General features: G+C 50.5%; 16 protein-coding genes. 11 read left to right on the plus strand and 5 right to left on the minus strand.

Annotated elements, in window-relative coordinates:
• Positions 1 to 11 precede the first annotated feature (11 nt).
• Complete coding sequence (gene bioF / locus L3556_RS16010) at positions 12 to 1,208, minus strand: 8-amino-7-oxononanoate synthase (RefSeq protein WP_277868334.1); 1,197 nt, start codon at positions 1,206 to 1,208, stop codon at positions 12 to 14.
• A 114-nt stretch (positions 1,209 to 1,322) separates the two neighbouring features.
• On the opposite strand from bioF, the gene L3556_RS16015 reads away from it, so the two are divergent.
• Positions 1,323 to 2,696, plus strand: a complete 1,374-nt coding sequence (locus tag L3556_RS16015) for a hypothetical protein (RefSeq protein WP_277868335.1) — start codon at positions 1,323 to 1,325, stop codon at positions 2,694 to 2,696.
• A gap of 63 nt (positions 2,697 to 2,759) precedes the next feature.
• Here the strand turns inward: L3556_RS16015 and L3556_RS16020 are convergent, their stop codons facing one another.
• The 3 genes from L3556_RS16020 to L3556_RS16030 all read right to left on the minus strand — a co-directional run bounded on the left by L3556_RS16020 (position 2,760) and on the right by L3556_RS16030 (position 5,560).
• Positions 2,760 to 3,626, minus strand: coding sequence for a tetratricopeptide repeat protein (locus tag L3556_RS16020; RefSeq protein ID WP_277868336.1), 867 nt, complete (start codon positions 3,624 to 3,626; stop codon positions 2,760 to 2,762).
• A 139-nt stretch (positions 3,627 to 3,765) separates the two neighbouring features.
• Positions 3,766 to 4,947 carry an IS110 family transposase gene (locus tag L3556_RS16025; protein ID WP_277868337.1) on the minus strand — a complete coding sequence of 394 codons (1,182 nt, stop codon included), beginning with the start codon at positions 4,945 to 4,947 and terminating at the stop codon, positions 3,766 to 3,768.
• A 274-nt stretch (positions 4,948 to 5,221) separates the two neighbouring features.
• Positions 5,222 to 5,560, minus strand: coding sequence for a hypothetical protein (locus tag L3556_RS16030; RefSeq protein ID WP_277868338.1), 339 nt, complete (start codon positions 5,558 to 5,560; stop codon positions 5,222 to 5,224).
• Positions 5,561 to 6,055: 495 nt separating this feature from the next.
• Here L3556_RS16030 and L3556_RS16035 point away from each other — a divergent pair, with 495 nt between their 5' ends.
• Together L3556_RS16035 and L3556_RS16040 are read left to right on the plus strand one after the other, a co-directional pair.
• Positions 6,056 to 6,283, plus strand: coding sequence for a helix-turn-helix transcriptional regulator (locus L3556_RS16035; protein WP_277868384.1), 228 nt, complete (start codon positions 6,056 to 6,058; stop codon positions 6,281 to 6,283).
• Positions 6,276 to 6,800: a hypothetical protein gene (locus L3556_RS16040; RefSeq protein WP_277868339.1), complete on the plus strand. Its 525-nt coding sequence runs from the start codon at positions 6,276 to 6,278 to the stop codon at positions 6,798 to 6,800. Before L3556_RS16035 ends, L3556_RS16040 begins: the two co-directional genes overlap by 8 nt.
• 53 nt (positions 6,801 to 6,853) lie before the next feature.
• Here L3556_RS16040 and L3556_RS16045 read toward each other — a convergent pair whose 3' ends face one another.
• Positions 6,854 to 7,411: a site-specific integrase gene (locus L3556_RS16045; RefSeq protein WP_277868340.1), complete on the minus strand. Its 558-nt coding sequence runs from the start codon at positions 7,409 to 7,411 to the stop codon at positions 6,854 to 6,856.
• A gap of 191 nt (positions 7,412 to 7,602) precedes the next feature.
• Between L3556_RS16045 and L3556_RS16050 the strand changes: the two genes are divergently transcribed.
• The 8 genes from L3556_RS16050 (at position 7,603) to L3556_RS16085 (ending at position 15,428) form a co-directional block, all read left to right on the plus strand.
• Complete coding sequence (locus L3556_RS16050) at positions 7,603 to 7,911, plus strand: hypothetical protein (RefSeq protein WP_277868341.1); 309 nt, start codon at positions 7,603 to 7,605, stop codon at positions 7,909 to 7,911.
• A 233-nt stretch (positions 7,912 to 8,144) separates the two neighbouring features.
• Positions 8,145 to 9,596, plus strand: a complete 1,452-nt coding sequence (locus L3556_RS16055) for a hypothetical protein (RefSeq protein ID WP_277868342.1) — start codon at positions 8,145 to 8,147, stop codon at positions 9,594 to 9,596.
• Positions 9,597 to 9,601: 5 nt separating this feature from the next.
• Positions 9,602 to 12,088, plus strand: coding sequence for a hypothetical protein (locus L3556_RS16060; RefSeq protein WP_277868343.1), 2,487 nt, complete (start codon positions 9,602 to 9,604; stop codon positions 12,086 to 12,088).
• 4 nt (positions 12,089 to 12,092) lie between these two features.
• Positions 12,093 to 12,905: a hypothetical protein gene (locus tag L3556_RS16065; protein ID WP_277868344.1), complete on the plus strand. Its 813-nt coding sequence runs from the start codon at positions 12,093 to 12,095 to the stop codon at positions 12,903 to 12,905.
• Between the two features lie 96 nt (positions 12,906 to 13,001).
• Positions 13,002 to 13,544, plus strand: a complete 543-nt coding sequence (locus L3556_RS16070; protein ID WP_277868345.1) for a hypothetical protein — start codon at positions 13,002 to 13,004, stop codon at positions 13,542 to 13,544.
• Positions 13,545 to 13,779: 235 nt separating this feature from the next.
• Positions 13,780 to 14,244: a hypothetical protein gene (locus L3556_RS16075; protein ID WP_277868346.1), complete on the plus strand. Its 465-nt coding sequence runs from the start codon at positions 13,780 to 13,782 to the stop codon at positions 14,242 to 14,244.
• Positions 14,245 to 14,259: 15 nt separating this feature from the next.
• Positions 14,260 to 14,502 carry a hypothetical protein gene (locus tag L3556_RS16080; protein ID WP_277868025.1) on the plus strand — a complete coding sequence of 81 codons (243 nt, stop codon included), beginning with the start codon at positions 14,260 to 14,262 and terminating at the stop codon, positions 14,500 to 14,502.
• Positions 14,502 to 15,428 (plus strand): glycoside hydrolase family protein, encoded by a 927-nt coding sequence (locus L3556_RS16085; protein WP_277868347.1) that lies wholly within the window; start codon positions 14,502 to 14,504, stop codon positions 15,426 to 15,428. The genes L3556_RS16080 and L3556_RS16085 overlap by 1 nt, the downstream gene beginning before the upstream one ends.
• The last annotated feature ends 26 nt before the right edge of the window (positions 15,429 to 15,454 follow it).

A 15,454-nucleotide genomic window follows, 5' to 3' on the forward strand; every position in this document is an offset into this window, starting at 1 on the left:
TTAGCTAACCATCATTCTAAACAACCTGTTCCCCCTGAGGGTAGCAACTGCTCTAAACCCGCTAAAAGTGCTTCAATGTGAGCTTTGGTATGGTTGGCCATTAAGCTAATTCGCAGGCGACTGTGGGGGACGGTGGGGGGACGAATTCCACTAACCCAGAGACCGAGATCGCCCAAGGTGCGACTCCAGGCTAAAGCCGTTTGGGCATCAGGGGCGGTGAGACAGACAATGGGGCTGGGAATCCCTGGGGTGAGGCTAGGATTGTGAAGCCGATCTAATTTTTTCAGACCATGATGCAGTTGATCAATACGTTGCCATAGATTTTCCCTAGGTTGATTGTTATTTTGAATCACGTTTAGGGCAGCCAAGGCAGCAGCAGTATCGGCGGGAGATAGGGCTGTGGAATAGACCCAGGTGGCCGCCCGATGACGGATAAATTCAATGAGCATCTGGGAACCGGCGACGTATCCGCCTAAGCTTCCTAGGGCTTTGCTGAGGGTTCCCACTTGAATCAGGGGTTGGCCTGAACAGTTGACCTGCTCGATCCATCCACTCCCCCTAGGGCCAAAAACCCCCGTGGCATGGGCCTCATCCACGAGTACCATTGCCTGAAAATCCTGGGCTACCTTAAGGAGTTTGGGAATGGGGGCCAGGTCTCCGTCCATGCTAAAGAGGCTATCGGTGACAATGAGACAGCGGCGGTATTGGTGGCGATGGTGATGGAGCAGTTGCTCTAGGGCCGCAATATCTAAGTGGGGATAGTCTATGGTTTTGGCACCACTGAGTTTTGCACCGTTTTTAAGACTGGAATGGTTATAGCGATCTCCTAAAATCAAATCCCGTTGATCGACCACGGCGGCGATCGCCCCCAGGTTTGCCAAGTACCCAGAACTAAATACTAGAGCCGCTTCCGTACCCTTAAATGTGGCTAGGGCTTGCTCAAGTTCTTGGTGGATTTGCCGATGACCCGTTAGCAGCCGAGAGCCGGTGGCCCCTGTTCCCCAGATTTCCAAGGCATTTTGGCCGGCTTGAATCACCTCCGGGTGGTTTGCCAATCCTAAATAGTTATTACTGGCAAAATTAATGAGTTCTCGGCCCTGAACCATGGCGATCGCCCCCTGACAGGTGGAGCATTGGGGCTGACGATACCAATGGGCGCGGTGAATTGTTTTCAGGGCCGGAGCCAGCCAGTCATAGGGATCTTGCATGGGATGCGTTTAGGCAGTCTTAACCCTTAAAAATTAGAGATAGTCTCCAATCTAGCTAAAAATTGCCCTCAAAAAATGCGATCCTAGGACTGACGGTGCAGCAGGGCCCAACTCATGACCATATCCTACGAAAGTAACTTTTTTCGTTTTTGGCGGCGGCAATGGCAGGGTCTAACGCACCAGTGGCACAGAACCCAACGGCAGGTGAGGTCTTCCCTTTCCTTTGGGGTACAGTCTTTGATCTATCCCTTTTTACAATTCCTTAAAAATCAACCCTGGTTGACCCCAACCCTTCAAGAACAGATTCATCATCAGGGACAGCACCTTCGGGCTAGTACACGACCCCCACACCCCCCCTCTGTAGATGAACCCCTAGATAGTATTCTGGCCAGCTTGGAATTTGAATGGCTTGCCCCTAGCCCCTCTCCCCTACAACTTAGTCCTGAGTCTCAGGGCACACCCAGGCTTAACAAGCAGTCTCCTGGCCGTTTTCAGCCCTTGGCCTGGGCACAACGATTGGGCCGGGGATTCATTCGCAGGATCCGTAAAACCGAGCCTCAGCCTATAGTGATTCAGTTAGACTCCTCTCGGTATATTGCTGGGATGCCCCAAACTCATACTTCGTTGCCCGCGTTTGCTCCGACTTCCCTAGCACCACTCCCATCATCTACCCTAACTTCCCCTAAACCCCTGTCCCTTGTTCAACGTCTGGGGCATTGGTTCGGAAAATTAACTCAACTCAGGAAACAGGGTCAAGGGTCTACGGAACTGCAAGTTATCGAAAAGGGATGCATTGAGAAAGAGTCTAGCCAATTAGCGATCGCAACGATCAAAGGATCGATTCAGGGGGTGGCCTGTCAATTGGGCGATCGCCAGTTAGTTTTAGTGAATACTGCCAATCAAGTCTTGGCCCTCCTTAGTCCTGAGCAACAGCGAATTTTACATCACCGGATTTTTTGGCACGTAGCCCGCTATTACCAGCGATGTTGCCAATGGTCACGGCGTTGGGGCATCCAGGGTTCTAGTCGTCAATGTCCTAATCCTCAATTTCCAGGGAAAGAACCCCAGCGTGCGCCTGTCAAATCGTTGCCTGGGGCCCTCAATCTCTGGGAGCGATTTTCATTGTGGCTATCGGGCTTAGGCTTACCCACGGCCCAACCCCGTTTTGCCCTCGTTGGGTCAATTTCGCCAATAACCCCAGGGGCATCAATCTTTGAAGTAGAGAACATAGAGAACACGATCGCCCCAGTCGCTACCGCCGTCAATGCCATCCATGAATTCAACAGAACGTCCCAACGGATGGAGAGCAGGGATCGCCAGTACGCAGAACAACTGATTATTGATATTGACGCGGCATTTATGGGCTATGAACTCCATTGGCTAGAGAAATGCCTCCTTTGGTGCGATCGCTGGCTGACGCGCCTAGAACACACCCTAGAGTGGTTCATTCAAGGGGTGATTCAATTCATCCTGGGAACGTTTCGCTAGATATTTTCCCGGACAATCAGAAATATTTTAAGCCAATAGATTCAAGCTGTAATCAGGTTGAGCCTATTCGGGAGTTGTTGCCGGTTCTAGCTGGGAAACCACCGCCTGCAACCGGGGATTGGCCAGCAGAGCTTGGGTATCACTCACGAGGCGATCGCCCCAGAGATTTTCTCGCTGAAATTCCACCGTGGCATAGCGGCTATCCAGTTGGATCGCTTCTTCCGCTAGGGGGAGAGCCTGGGCCACCTGACCTTGCTTAAATAGGGCCGTGGCTAGGGCCAGTTTCGGTTCGCTAGCTTTGTCGTCCAGGTCAACCGCTGTTTGCCAGTTTTGAATGGCTTGACGAATATTTCCCTGCTCGTACTGAATTAAACCAATATTATTAAAGGCTGGCCAAAACTTCTTGTCTAGGTTAATGGCTTTGCGGTACTGAGCGATCGCCCGACTGCCTTGGTCAAGCATCATATAGGCATTGCCCAGATTAAACCATTCCTCCGGGGTATCATCTTTGATGGCCAACCCCTGCTCTATCGCCCGCACTGAGCGGCCATAGTCCTTAGTGCGAAAATAGGCTGAACCCAGATTAAAATACACCCCAGAATTTTCTTGGTTCAGGGCCAAGGATCGCTCTAGGGCCGTAATCGCTTCTTCGGCCTGGCCCACCGTCAGATGGAGTCCCCCCAATAGGGCCCATATCTCATAGGTATCCGGGGCCAGTTGGGCCGCTAATTTAGCCCGGACAAGGGCATCCCCAAATTGTTGAAATTGGGCGAGTTGCAACGCCTCTTGGGCCACTGTCAAGCCATCCCGCTCCATATCGGCTGGATTAGGCTCTAGGGTGCGTGGCAATAGAACCTGGGCCCTGGGGGCAGGGGCAGCAATACTGCTCAAGAGAATGGCTAAAATAAACGTTGATAAAAATTTAACCACGGAACTAAAGCCTTCCTGGAAATAGATCGGTTTGTTGCTATGAAAATAATCCTAGCGTCTTCCCTCTAGTCTACTGATCAATCAACAAAAAAGACCCAACCATGATGATCGGGCCTTTAATCTGTGTCACGGGATGGTTTTATTCTGACAAGGCATCTAACAAGTCATAGAATAGCCACTCAACAGCCTTGCGGATAACCCGCGATCGCACTAACTTGATCGGCGTACCTGTTGCCTTCAGGCGGTCAAGTTCTAGGCTTACCTGTTGGCCGCGATCGCTCTTGGGCCGGCTACGCTTAACTTCTATCCTGGTAAAGAGCCACTGCCAGAGGGATAGGCGGCATAGGGTTGATCCTCCTGGTATCCAGCGTTCAGATTTACCGCTGGAGTCTTCCACCAGGCCCATGCCTAGCATTAGCTTAAAACTGTTGAGTGACCGATACCGCTTGCTAGGCTTGCCATTGTTCCCCTTCACTGTTTCCACTATTTCCAGTCCATCAGTACCTAGGAAATTCTCAAGCGGATAAATATGGCTCAAGATGCAACTAGCAACCCGATCACCAAAGCCATATTGACTAAAGACCCGTTGATAGGCGGCAAAACAAGGATTGTGGTATAGGCCAACCATTTCGGCCTCAATCTGGCTGATCTTGTCTTCAATCGTGACTAATTGGTTAGCTAGGAATTGGGTAAAGTCACTCAATCCACTGCCTATGCTGGATTCCAGGCAACGGCCATAGATCGTTTGCATCCTGGCAGGGATGGCCCGGCCGGCAATGAACCGCCATAGTGCCCCTTTGGTTTTAGACTGCGATACCTCGGGCCATTCATGGCTTAACTGTTGTCTCAAGCGGTTCTTAATCTCAGTGGTTAGGGATTCAAGATAACGAATCTGTAAGCCCGATTGTCTCAACTGGTAGCCTGTTGAGTGTAGATCAAAGGCTAGGAAATAGCCTGATTGTCCTAAGTGGCACTGCCCGTACTGTGCCAATGCAAAGGCATCCGCTTGATCATTTTTGTTGGGCAGTCTTAGGGTCAATCGGTAGGATTTTAGTTGAGCATGACCAACCCAAAGCAGTTTTACTCCTGACCCTGCCAGATGATCGGCCCACAATTTTCCGTAGTGAACTCCTGTAGGCTCTAAAACGGCATAATCAGGTTTCAATGCAAGTAAGGCTTTAATTCCAGCGGATTCAGCATCATACCTAGCGATCATCTCCCTATTTTCCCTGAACCATTCTCTGGGCTGATCTACGGGATGATCCAAACTCGCAGCATAAATGAACGAGTTAGAAATATCTAACCCTACAATTCTGGCCATTTAATTAACTCCATCGGGTGAATTTCCAACACTCCCCAATTTTTAGGCTCTGAATCACCCAAACTGTCGCTATTCCCTCTCAAGCCCAAAGGGGAACAGATTTAGGCAAGTGGTTAGGCCGAGAAGACGCAAAGCCCTTAGGCCATTTCAGTCTCAAGCCCTACCACTTGCTTGCATCTGTGCCGATCAGGGTTGGAAGCTGACCCGCGATCGCCCCAATGGATAGGGGCAATTTCGTTCCCTGGCTTCAAGGGAACTCATCAGGCGGATTAATCTAAAACGTGAAGTAATCAGCCTTGTTTAGGGATTCGTACTGGCTGGCTGTGTCAACGGCGGCATCCCAATCTGAGCTAGTTGATTCCTGTTCATTAGGAAAATTAGGGCAGGCTAGACGAACGATCGCGCGATCTGTGATGTCATCCAGAAACGCTAGGATGGCTCGCAGTCTGATCGCCCCCGCACCTGAAACTTGGATCCGTGACTCCCCGATCTGCAAAACAAAAATCATTGCTTTGCCTTCGGCCTGAAATTCAGTAATACAGTCAATCGCTTGTAAGTTAACCCAGTGGTTTCCCACCTTAAAAAAAGTTGGGATGTCTACAAAATCATTCATGGCAGTTAGAGCGATCGTCAGTTCTTAGCCGCGATCGCGATACGGTGAAAAAAAAAGACAGTGACTCCAGGCGGATTAAAAATCATCTGGGTTATCTTGTGGAGGATTTACGGCCCTGACCGAAAACACTGGAAAGTATTGCTCGATCCATTTCTCAAGCTCTAGGGCCTCTGCCATTTCGATAAACAGGGGATCGCCGTCCACAAAGTCTAAACGTACAATCTGAATCTCAGAATCTATCCACTCAATCCTTACTAAGTGTTCAAGGTTGAACGTTGTTTGAATTCTGGGCAGAAATATAAAGTTAGGCATGGGGGAATTAGCGATCGCCGGTTCTTAGCCGCGATCGCGTTAGGGTGAAAAAAAGATGAAAACTCCCTGAGCGATTGCCAACCGGCGATCGCTTTGTTTGTTTTCTGGTTTAAGCGTAAATCAATTTACGCTTACCGTCAATCAGTTTACGGTAAAATGACTAAAAACTACTTATCACCGCTTATGCTACTCAGAACTAAAGTAGGCCTTACCCAGATTGAGCTTGCCGAAGCTTTAGGAGTAACTGAGGCCACAGTTAGAAATTGGGAACGTGGCCGTAGCGTTCCACAGCTATCTATTCCACAGGTAAAGGCCCTTTGCAGAGTTTTGGCAATTTCACTAGACGATCTACCCGATAGCTTTGGCCCTCAACCGATTGAGACTAATCGCCAGGTGCTAGGTGATGGCTAAAGAATTTCATCAGTTCACCATGGATGAGGCCCTGGAGGCCCAAGACCTGGAGCTTGCAAAAAAGCGATTCATTGGGGCCTACTTTGATCTAGATGAGCCAAAACAAGAATCAGAAGTTTTACCCGTTGCTGATGGTTTTGATCCGGTGGAAGTTAGGAAACTTCCCTTATGGCAGCAAATTTGTCGGATGACATTGCCTAAAAATCGGCATAACCCAAGCGATCGCCCCCCATTGAATCCCAGAGAAACCAAAGTAGTAGCTACTAAAAACCCCCCAAAGCCCCCAAAATGCCCCCAAGGGTTTTTAGGCGAATCAACCCAAGCCCAGGAGGATCAGCCTGTTTCTAGCGGTTCTGATGTATGCCAGAATCAATTAGACAGACTGAACCACGACAATCAAACCGCTGGATGGCTAGAACATCGTAGAGTTAATGGTCATGGCCCCTACCTTTACTATTGCTGGAGGGATGCCCATGGCAAACGCAAGGCAAAGTATCTAGGGAAGCAAAACCGTTAACAGCCCCATGCCTACAGCAAAGCGATCGGAGTATCGCGGCGGCCCAACAACTATTAGAGCAGCGCGATCGCCCGTTCTATTTCAGGCTTGGAAGTGTCTATGTATCGCTGTAGGTTTTCTAGGCTACGATGCCCACTAACTTGCTGAATTACCCTTGCGTTCACTCCAGCCCTCGCCAATGTAGTGATCGCCCCCCTCCTGGCAGAGTGTGAAGAATAGCCAACCATCCTTAATTTTTTGAAAGCCTGGGATAGAGCCAGTTTGTAAGTATCAGTGGGAACGGGCCGATTAGGATTCAGATAAGACGGGAACAGCCATGGGCCATCATCTAGGGGAATCTGACTCAATAGGCGGAATATGCTAGGTGTTACCGGAATTTCCCTAGTTACCCGATCCTTGCGGGTGGCCCGAGAAATTACGATCGCCGCTAACGGCTTGCCACGGGAATCAAAACAATCGGCCCGCCGTAACTGGCAGATGGCCCCGGCCCGTTCTACACAATGCCAAGTTAGCCCCAAGATAAATTTATGGGGTGGATTTAGGGCATTGTAAACCTTTGCAAAGGTTTCCGGTGTTAGCGGTTCTGCCTGGCCATTTCGATTAATTTTCACTACGTCTTTAACCGTTAGAATGCGATAAAATACGAATTGAAAATCTCCTAAACAGTTTCTCTAAACCCCAATCCCTTGAACTGGTAACGGTTCTAGGGATTCTTACTAATAGGTATTTTACTTAAAATACGCTGTTGTCAGTGTTAAAAAACAAGGCTTATTCTGATAGTAATTCTAACGGAATAAAAAAAATGACTGCATTCACTACAGCCAACATCCCTAGTAATGTGAATACCTTGGAAGAACTTGCAGCATGGGCAGCTTCAGCCCTAGCTGAGGTCAACCCATCCGCTACTATCGTGGTGGCCCCAGGTCAAGCGGCCCGGGCGGCAAACGTGCAAAGCGTGTTTTTTGAAAATCAATCAACCAACCCGGAACGGTTAGCGATCGTCCTATATCTCCCCTTGGTTGCTGGTTGGCGCGGTCAGGGAAAAATTTGGAGTAATGGGGTGGGCGAATTGTCAGCTACAGCATTACCAACTAGCTACACATCAAACTAGGTAAGGGTAGTTGATTCCCCCCCATCTAGTTCCAGCGGCCGAAGCTTATAAAGAAGAATTACTACGCCAGCGTATCCAGGAGGCGCATCGGCCACTCCCTGACCTTGGGAAGATACCGAAGCACCCAAACCCCCATCCTGGCTCTTTGCCCCCTCAGACCCCGGCCCCAACATAACACGGTAGGGCCCATTTCACTGCGATTTGAAAAGGTCGTAGGTCGCACCGGCTGGTTTATGAGAAATGGGGCCGGCTCCACTTGGTTCGTTTCTGGAGTCACTCAAGGCGGCATTCTGAATGACATTCAAGGAGGTGAGGTATCGTTCTCGCCCGTAGGTCAGCCCCCAATCACGCCTAGCGATCGCTTTCCCCCAACCCCTAGGCCATCTCCTGGAGCTACCCCGGCCAGCCCCCAATCACGCCCCCCGGCCGTTCCTGGAGCATCACCGGCTAACCCCCTACCCAGTCCACAGCCAGAAGCCCCGGCGGCCAACCCTAATAATCCCGTTCCCCCGGCCGGGCCCAACAATAGACCCGTACCAATTCCAGGCGATGCCAACCCGCCGGCCTGGCCATCCTCCCCTAACCCTGAACGGCCCCACGATCCGGCCTATCCCAACAATCCCCCGGACTACAACCCTAACGCCCCCTACTCTCCCCATGCCCCGGCAAGCCCCAACCCATTCAACCCCGATCAGCCTTTGGGTGATCCACCCGTTGAAACTGTCACCCCTAGCAATCCTGACCCCATCCCGTCGGCTACTGAGAACACAGGAACAACCCGGCAACCATCACCCCAACCCCAACCTTTACCCATCACATCCCCCGTACCAGGTGAGCAGGTCACATCTACCACTGACCCCAACCCCCAAGGCCAGGACAATCCCAACCCTAGCCCCAACCCAAATTATCAATTCACCCCCGGCCCGGAAAATCCAACAAACTCAGCAAGCGCGTGCCGGTTTGAGTTAGGGCCATACGGGTTAATTATGACCCTCCTAAACAAAATTCTGGAGGCCTTGAATAAGGAGGATGAACAAGGGGCGGCCAATGGGCCCCAGTTAGAACAAGTTCAGTTAGCCTACGTTACGGGGTCAAGTGGTAGTCGCCAACTAAACAGCCATCAGTTTCAAGTCTTGCCGGGTACAGTACCGGCCGCTACGATTCAAGATTTCAACCAAACGGCCCAATGGGCATTAGTTGATCCGGGCGACTATTCCCGGAAAACCTACGAATTGTTAGGCGGGGGCACGATTTTTAATGAGAATCACCAAGCGGTGATCGCCCCTGAACAACAGGTTAGGCAATCCATAGATCAGATGGCCCCAGATGGTGAGAACCCCGGAAATATTCAAGTATTGGGAATTGCCGGCCTCATTACCGGAATCATTGGGGCGGTGGCATTTCGTCAAGGGTTGCACACATTCCCCCGGTCAATAGAAACATTTGATGAGGTTACAGGCGATCCGGCGGTAGCAGTGGCCAAGAATGCCCTTATAAAGAAGAATTACTACGCCAGCGTATCCAGGAGGCGCATCGGCCACTCCCTGACCTTGGGAAGATACCGAAGCACCCAAACCCCCATCCTGGCTCTTTGCCCCCTCAGACCCCGGCCCCAACATCCCCTAAAATCCCACTCCCTAAAATCCCCAAATTACCCAAACTGCCCAAGCCACCAAGCGGGTTAGGTGGTTTGGGAAAATTGCTAGGGCCGGCCCTTGCCGTCCCTGTTTTGATTGATGAGGTTGGCAAGCTAGAGGATATATCTCGCCAAAGGCAAGCCAGACAGCGAGAGCTTGAAGACTTCTACAACAAAAAACTAAGGGATGCTAACGATGGCTCACCCCTGGCTAACTTTCGGGATGTAGTCACTCGCACCGCGTTGGGGATGCCATTAGTTGACCTAAATCCCCCCGTCAAATATCCCCCCGGCGAAAATGGGCCCTTCTATCCAACAGAAGCCAGCGAAGCCATTACCTATACGGTCAAGTTTTCTAAAACTCAATATAGGCAGAGTGGCACAAGCGGAAACTGGATCACTTCGTCTAATGGTGGCACCTGGGGGAACACGGTAGGGCCCATTTCACTGCGATTTGAAAAGGTCGTAGGTCGCACCGGCTGGTTTATGAGAAATGGGGCCGGCTCCACTTGGTTCGTTTCTGGAGTCACTCAAGGCGGCATTCTGAATGACATTCAAGGAGGTGAGGTATCGTTCTCGCCCGTAGGTCAGCCCCCAATCACGCCTAGCGATCGCTTTCCCCCAACCCCTAGGCCATCTCCTGGAGCTACCCCGGCCAGCCCCCAATCACGCCCCCCGGCCGTTCCTGGAGCATCACCGGCTAACCCCCTACCCAGTCCACAGCCAGAAGCCCCGGCGGCCAACCCTAATAATCCCGTTCCCCCGGCCGGGCCCAACAATAGACCCGTACCAGTTCCAGGTGATGCAAACCCGCCGGCCTGGCCATCCTCCCCTAACCCAGAGAGACCCCATGATCCGGCCTATCCCAACAATCCCCCGGACTACAACCCTAACGCCCCCTACTCTCCCCATGCCCCGGCAAGCCCCAACCCATTCAACCCCGATCAGCCTTTGGGTGATCCACCCGTTGAAACTGTCACCCCTAGCAATCCTGACCCCATCCCGTCGGCTACTGAGAACACAGGAACAACCCGGCAACCATCACCCCAACCCCAACCTTTACCCATCACATCCCCCGTACCAGGTGAGCAGGTCACATCTACCACTGACCCCAACCCCCAAGGCCAGGACAATCCCAACCCCCAAGGACAGCCTAACTATCAGTTCACCCCCGGCCCGGAAAATCCAACAAACTCAGCAAGCGCGTGTCGGTTTGAGTTAGGGCCATACGGGTTAATTATGACCCTCCTAAACAAAATTCTGGAGGCCTTGAATAAGGAGGATGAACAAGGGGCGGCCAATGGGCCCCAGTTAGAACAAGTTCAGTTAGCCTACGTTACGGGGTCAAGTGGTAGTCGCCAACTAAACAGCCATCAGTTTCAAGTCTTGCCGGGTACAGTACCGGCCGCTACGATTCAAGATTTCAACCAAACGGCCCAATGGGCATTAGTTGATCCGGGCGACTATTCCCGGAAAACCTACGAATTGTTAGGCGGGGGCACGATTTTTAATGAGAATCACCAAGCGGTGATCGCCCCTGAACAACAGGTTAGGCAATCCATAGATCAGATGGCCCCAGATGGTGAGAACCCCGGAAATATTCAAGTATTGGGAATTGCCGGCCTCATTACCGGAATCATTGGGGCGGTGGCATTTCGTCAAGGGTTGCACACATTCCCCCGGTCAATAGAAACATTTGATGAGGTTACAGGCGATCCGGCGGTAGCAGTGGCCAAGAATGCCGTAGATGTCACCCTAACCACTAACTCAACGGGTAAGGCGATCATGACGGGGTTAAAGAAGGCCCAACAATTCCTAAACACCATTAGTCAAAGGCTTCACTTTGATCGCGTGACCAATTATCTAACCTTGATCACTACCCTACATAATGGGGCGATGCTATCTAGAAATTTGGGAATCTCAATCCTATTTCTGCTAGACAATGCTTTACAGATTCCTGGCTGGCAACCAAAAGACGAGGAGGGCAACGTGATCAGCGTTGCTCAGTTATTGGGGTCTACTGTAGAGCAATTCCTAATTTCAATCATGGGGGAAGAACTCTATAACGGCGGTGTCAAAACTTGGCATCAGTTGAACAGAATCTATCAAGCGGCCGCGAATATTGTTTGGTCTATTCAATCCATCGGCTATTCAATCCTAGAAGCAATCGAAATTGTAGGGGAATACGTTGCAAAAATTGGTAATGCTCTTAAGCGGTTTAGGGCAGTAGGGGAGCGGGCCTATAGCTGGATGAATCCCCGGCCCAATTTTTCCAATAGATTTTTTACCAGACTTCAGGCCACCCAGGAATTAGTAGATAACCTGGACGCGATCGCCGGGGAAGTGATCAACATTCAGAGCCAAACAGAATTACTAGGCACTCAGAAGCAGGAATTAATGGACGCTCTCGCCGGGGATACTCCAGAGGGTGAAATTGCCGATAACACGGCGATCAAGGATGACTACGAATCGGCATTAGATGATAGTCAATCCCCGGAAATTGAGGATTCACACTTATACCCCCCATCTCCAGAGGATTAACCTAATGAGTTTGCCAGAAGACTTTGATCCGTGTGCCCATCTCTACAGCGTGTTCCTGTCTGCCCATAACCGCTTAGTCAGAGATGAGTTTAAGGATATAGACGATGATGATTTAACCGTACCCAGAAGTAGCCTAAGAATCGCTTGCCTGGTAGAGCGTGAGGATTCGGCCCCCATGTTGCTCCTTAGACTATGGCTGTTTTATGGGATTGTGCGAAAAATGGCCGATATGCAGGCCCCAATCTATGGCCTGCCTACGGATCAGTATCAAGAACAGCAAACCTTTAGGCCCCTGGTTAAACTTCACTTCAGACAAGACCCGGAGGCCGTACCTAGCGATCGCTCTCCAGTGAGGGCCGATGTTAGTTTTAGGCTTCGCAATGAAACTTACCAAACAATCACCCCGGCTAAATTAACCCAACTAGCAAACCGGATCAAAGTACAGTTTGGCGGCGGTGAAGGTTGGCGGTGGTCACGCGGCAAAAAACTAATTACCTACAAGCAACCAGAGAACGGGTTCAATTTCCAAATCTATGCCCTAAGTCAAGCTGAAGCGGTTGGACTAATCCAAAAAATTTGTGCTGTTGCTGAGGTTCCCTACGATGCCAGTTTGATTGTTGAACACTCCAGTAGCCAAAATTACCCAGAGTTAGGGCCACCGGCCGTTATCCTTCAGGAATCAATCAGGCTACCCGCTAGACGTAGGACGGCCTTTGTCAGATTCAGATGGGCCAGCATTTCGATATGGGGCCTCACCCATGATCGCGTTCTAGTAGCTCGGGCCACTGATCGCCGGAATCCAATAGTTGAATTTTGACGTAACAGCACAGGACGAACCCTATAGGGTTTGTTAGCTTCGTTTGCAGTCTAGGGCAGTGGTTAAAGTGGTTTTACAACTAATTCAGGTTCCACAATGGGCAGACGGCACGGATCACGATATTTACGAATTTTGCGCGGGCCTAGCGGTACAGCAAAGCAAATGCTACTCAGCTATTTAGATGGTTCCCGTGAAGTGTCTTATCCAGAACGGCGCGTCCCACGGCCTGATCCGGCTCAAGTCTTGGTTCCCACCTTTAATCCTGATTTTTTAGCAGAAGGGAAAAAACTGATCCAAGAGGTTAACTCACAGCGGTTTGTCGCTCCCATCACGACCTATGTAAACGCGGCCCGCTGTACCCTACGGGCCGGCGGTGATACTACAGGCGTTCGGCTTCGTGGATTCTTGGCCCCACGGGTATCTATCGTTACTGGCCGTCAGGCCCAATCTGAGAACCGGGAAACATCTAAGCTTACCGGACAATCCTATATCAAATACGGTGGCCAGGGTGTGGTCGTTCCCTTTGGGCCGGCCACTGAAACGGAAACGGAAATGGAAGCGGTAGCTGCAATCTTGAATACAGCGAAGGCGGCAAATATCCGTAATCTGGTTAGCTACATTCCCGGTACGGTTTACTAGGGATGAATGGGCAGCTTCTATTCAGTCAGTTAGAGGTTAATCCTGATTTTTTGGGGATTAACCTAACGAATCCTGACCCGTCAGAGGTTGCCCATTATGTTAACCGGAATCAGATTTTGGCCCGGGCCATTAGGGGCGAAGGTGATCCAGACGATTATTTAGAATGCTTGCTAGATCAAGGAATTAACGTAGATCAATTTCTGAGTCACTCAGATGATATTCTGAGGCCGTTTCTATGAATATGCCCCCCATTACTGGAAATTGGGGCCAGTATGGGAACTGGAAAACCTTGCAAACCATTGTTAAGACCGCCGATCCTGATACTCCCCCTGAGTTTGCATTCCCCCTAGAACCAGAAGAAATAATTACCCCTAACTACTTGCTACTGGTTGGATGTTCTAGTCCGATCGCTAAACCCCATTGGCAGTTTGGCGGGATGCTACGCGGTGGATACCTGCTAAATCAGCATGGTTCGGCCCAAATTGGGGAAGTAGCCCTATTTTCTAGCTACAAAATTCCTCTCAACTATTACCAAATCTGTTTTATTCCCCCCAATGGATCAGACTTCTATTTTTGGAAATACTTTATCCCCCCCTGGATATGGGACATCAGAATAGAATTTTGGTATTTCGATAGTGACTATCAATTCCTTGATCCTCTGATGCTAGAACAAATCCATGATCAGACCGTAAATGTGTAGGACTAGGAAACAGTAATGGCCACAGATGATCTATGTCAGAATTTAACCCTTCGCATTGGGGAACTGCTAGGGATGCTGCAAAGTTTGCAGTCTCGCATTACTAGCCTAGAAGAATGCGATCGCCGTCAGTACCAATTAATTGCCATTCTGGTAGCGGTAAATTTGGGATTAAATAACCCCCTGACTAATCAACTTTTTAACATTCAGGATGGCCCGGCGGCCCAGTGGGCCTGTGAAGCCCAGGAGGATCAACGGTAATGATTAGTTTGCGGTTTCAACCAACACCGATCACTGACCACGGCCTGATCCGGTGGCATCTCTCCTTAATGAATGGAGATCGCCCAGTGGATCAAATCAATGCCTATAGCGGTTCACCCTATGCCCAGGCACTAAATACAGGGTCACGCGATTTTCCTGGTAGCTTGCGGCCTCTCCCTCCTGGTCGCTGGAAAATTGGGCCCATTGAAGATGCTGGATCATCATGGGGCGAAGCGATCGGGCGTTACTGGATTGATCTGCTACCCATGGCAGGTACTCAAACCTATGGGCGATCAGCGTTCGGTATCCACCTAGACGCAAACCACCATCAACCTAGGGGCCGTGGTAGTGCTGGCTGTATTGTCACCCCTAGGGAAGCCGATCTAGAGCGGGTATTAGGTTGGCTACGGGCCAAGGCAAAGCCTGAATTTCTAGTGTGTTCCCATTCAACAGCGATCGCCGCCGGACAAGTAACTTACAACATCACCGCAGCGCGGCGGGCCTGGCTGGATACGATCGCATGGGCAGAGGGAACCGACGGGCCTCATGGCTACCGTACAATTTTCAGTTATAAATTTTTCTCTGATTTCTCAGACCATCCACGGCAGATTCAAAAATCTGGCCCCTTGTCCAGCGATGCCGCTGGCCGGTATCAGTTTCTCTCAACAACATGGGATGAATGTAAACACGCCCTTGATCTCCCTGATTTTTCTCCAGCAAGTCAGGATCAAGCGGCCCTATGGCTCATTGACAAGAAACGGGAAGCCTTAGAATTTTGCGATCAATTAATGATAGGGCCGGCATTAGATCGGCTTTCCTATGAATGGGCCAGCTTACCGGCGGCCAGTGGTAGGGGGCGATATGGCCAACCGATTAAATCTGTTCCCCAAATTAGGGCAAAACTTAACCAACTACTCAAGGGTTAGAGATCGCCCCTTAACTAATTGGGGAT

Origin of the sequence: Candidatus Synechococcus calcipolaris G9 (assembly GCF_029582805.1) — a bacterium.
In the GTDB taxonomy this organism is placed as follows: domain Bacteria; phylum Cyanobacteriota; class Cyanobacteriia; order Thermosynechococcales; family Thermosynechococcaceae; genus Synechococcus_F; species Synechococcus_F calcipolaris.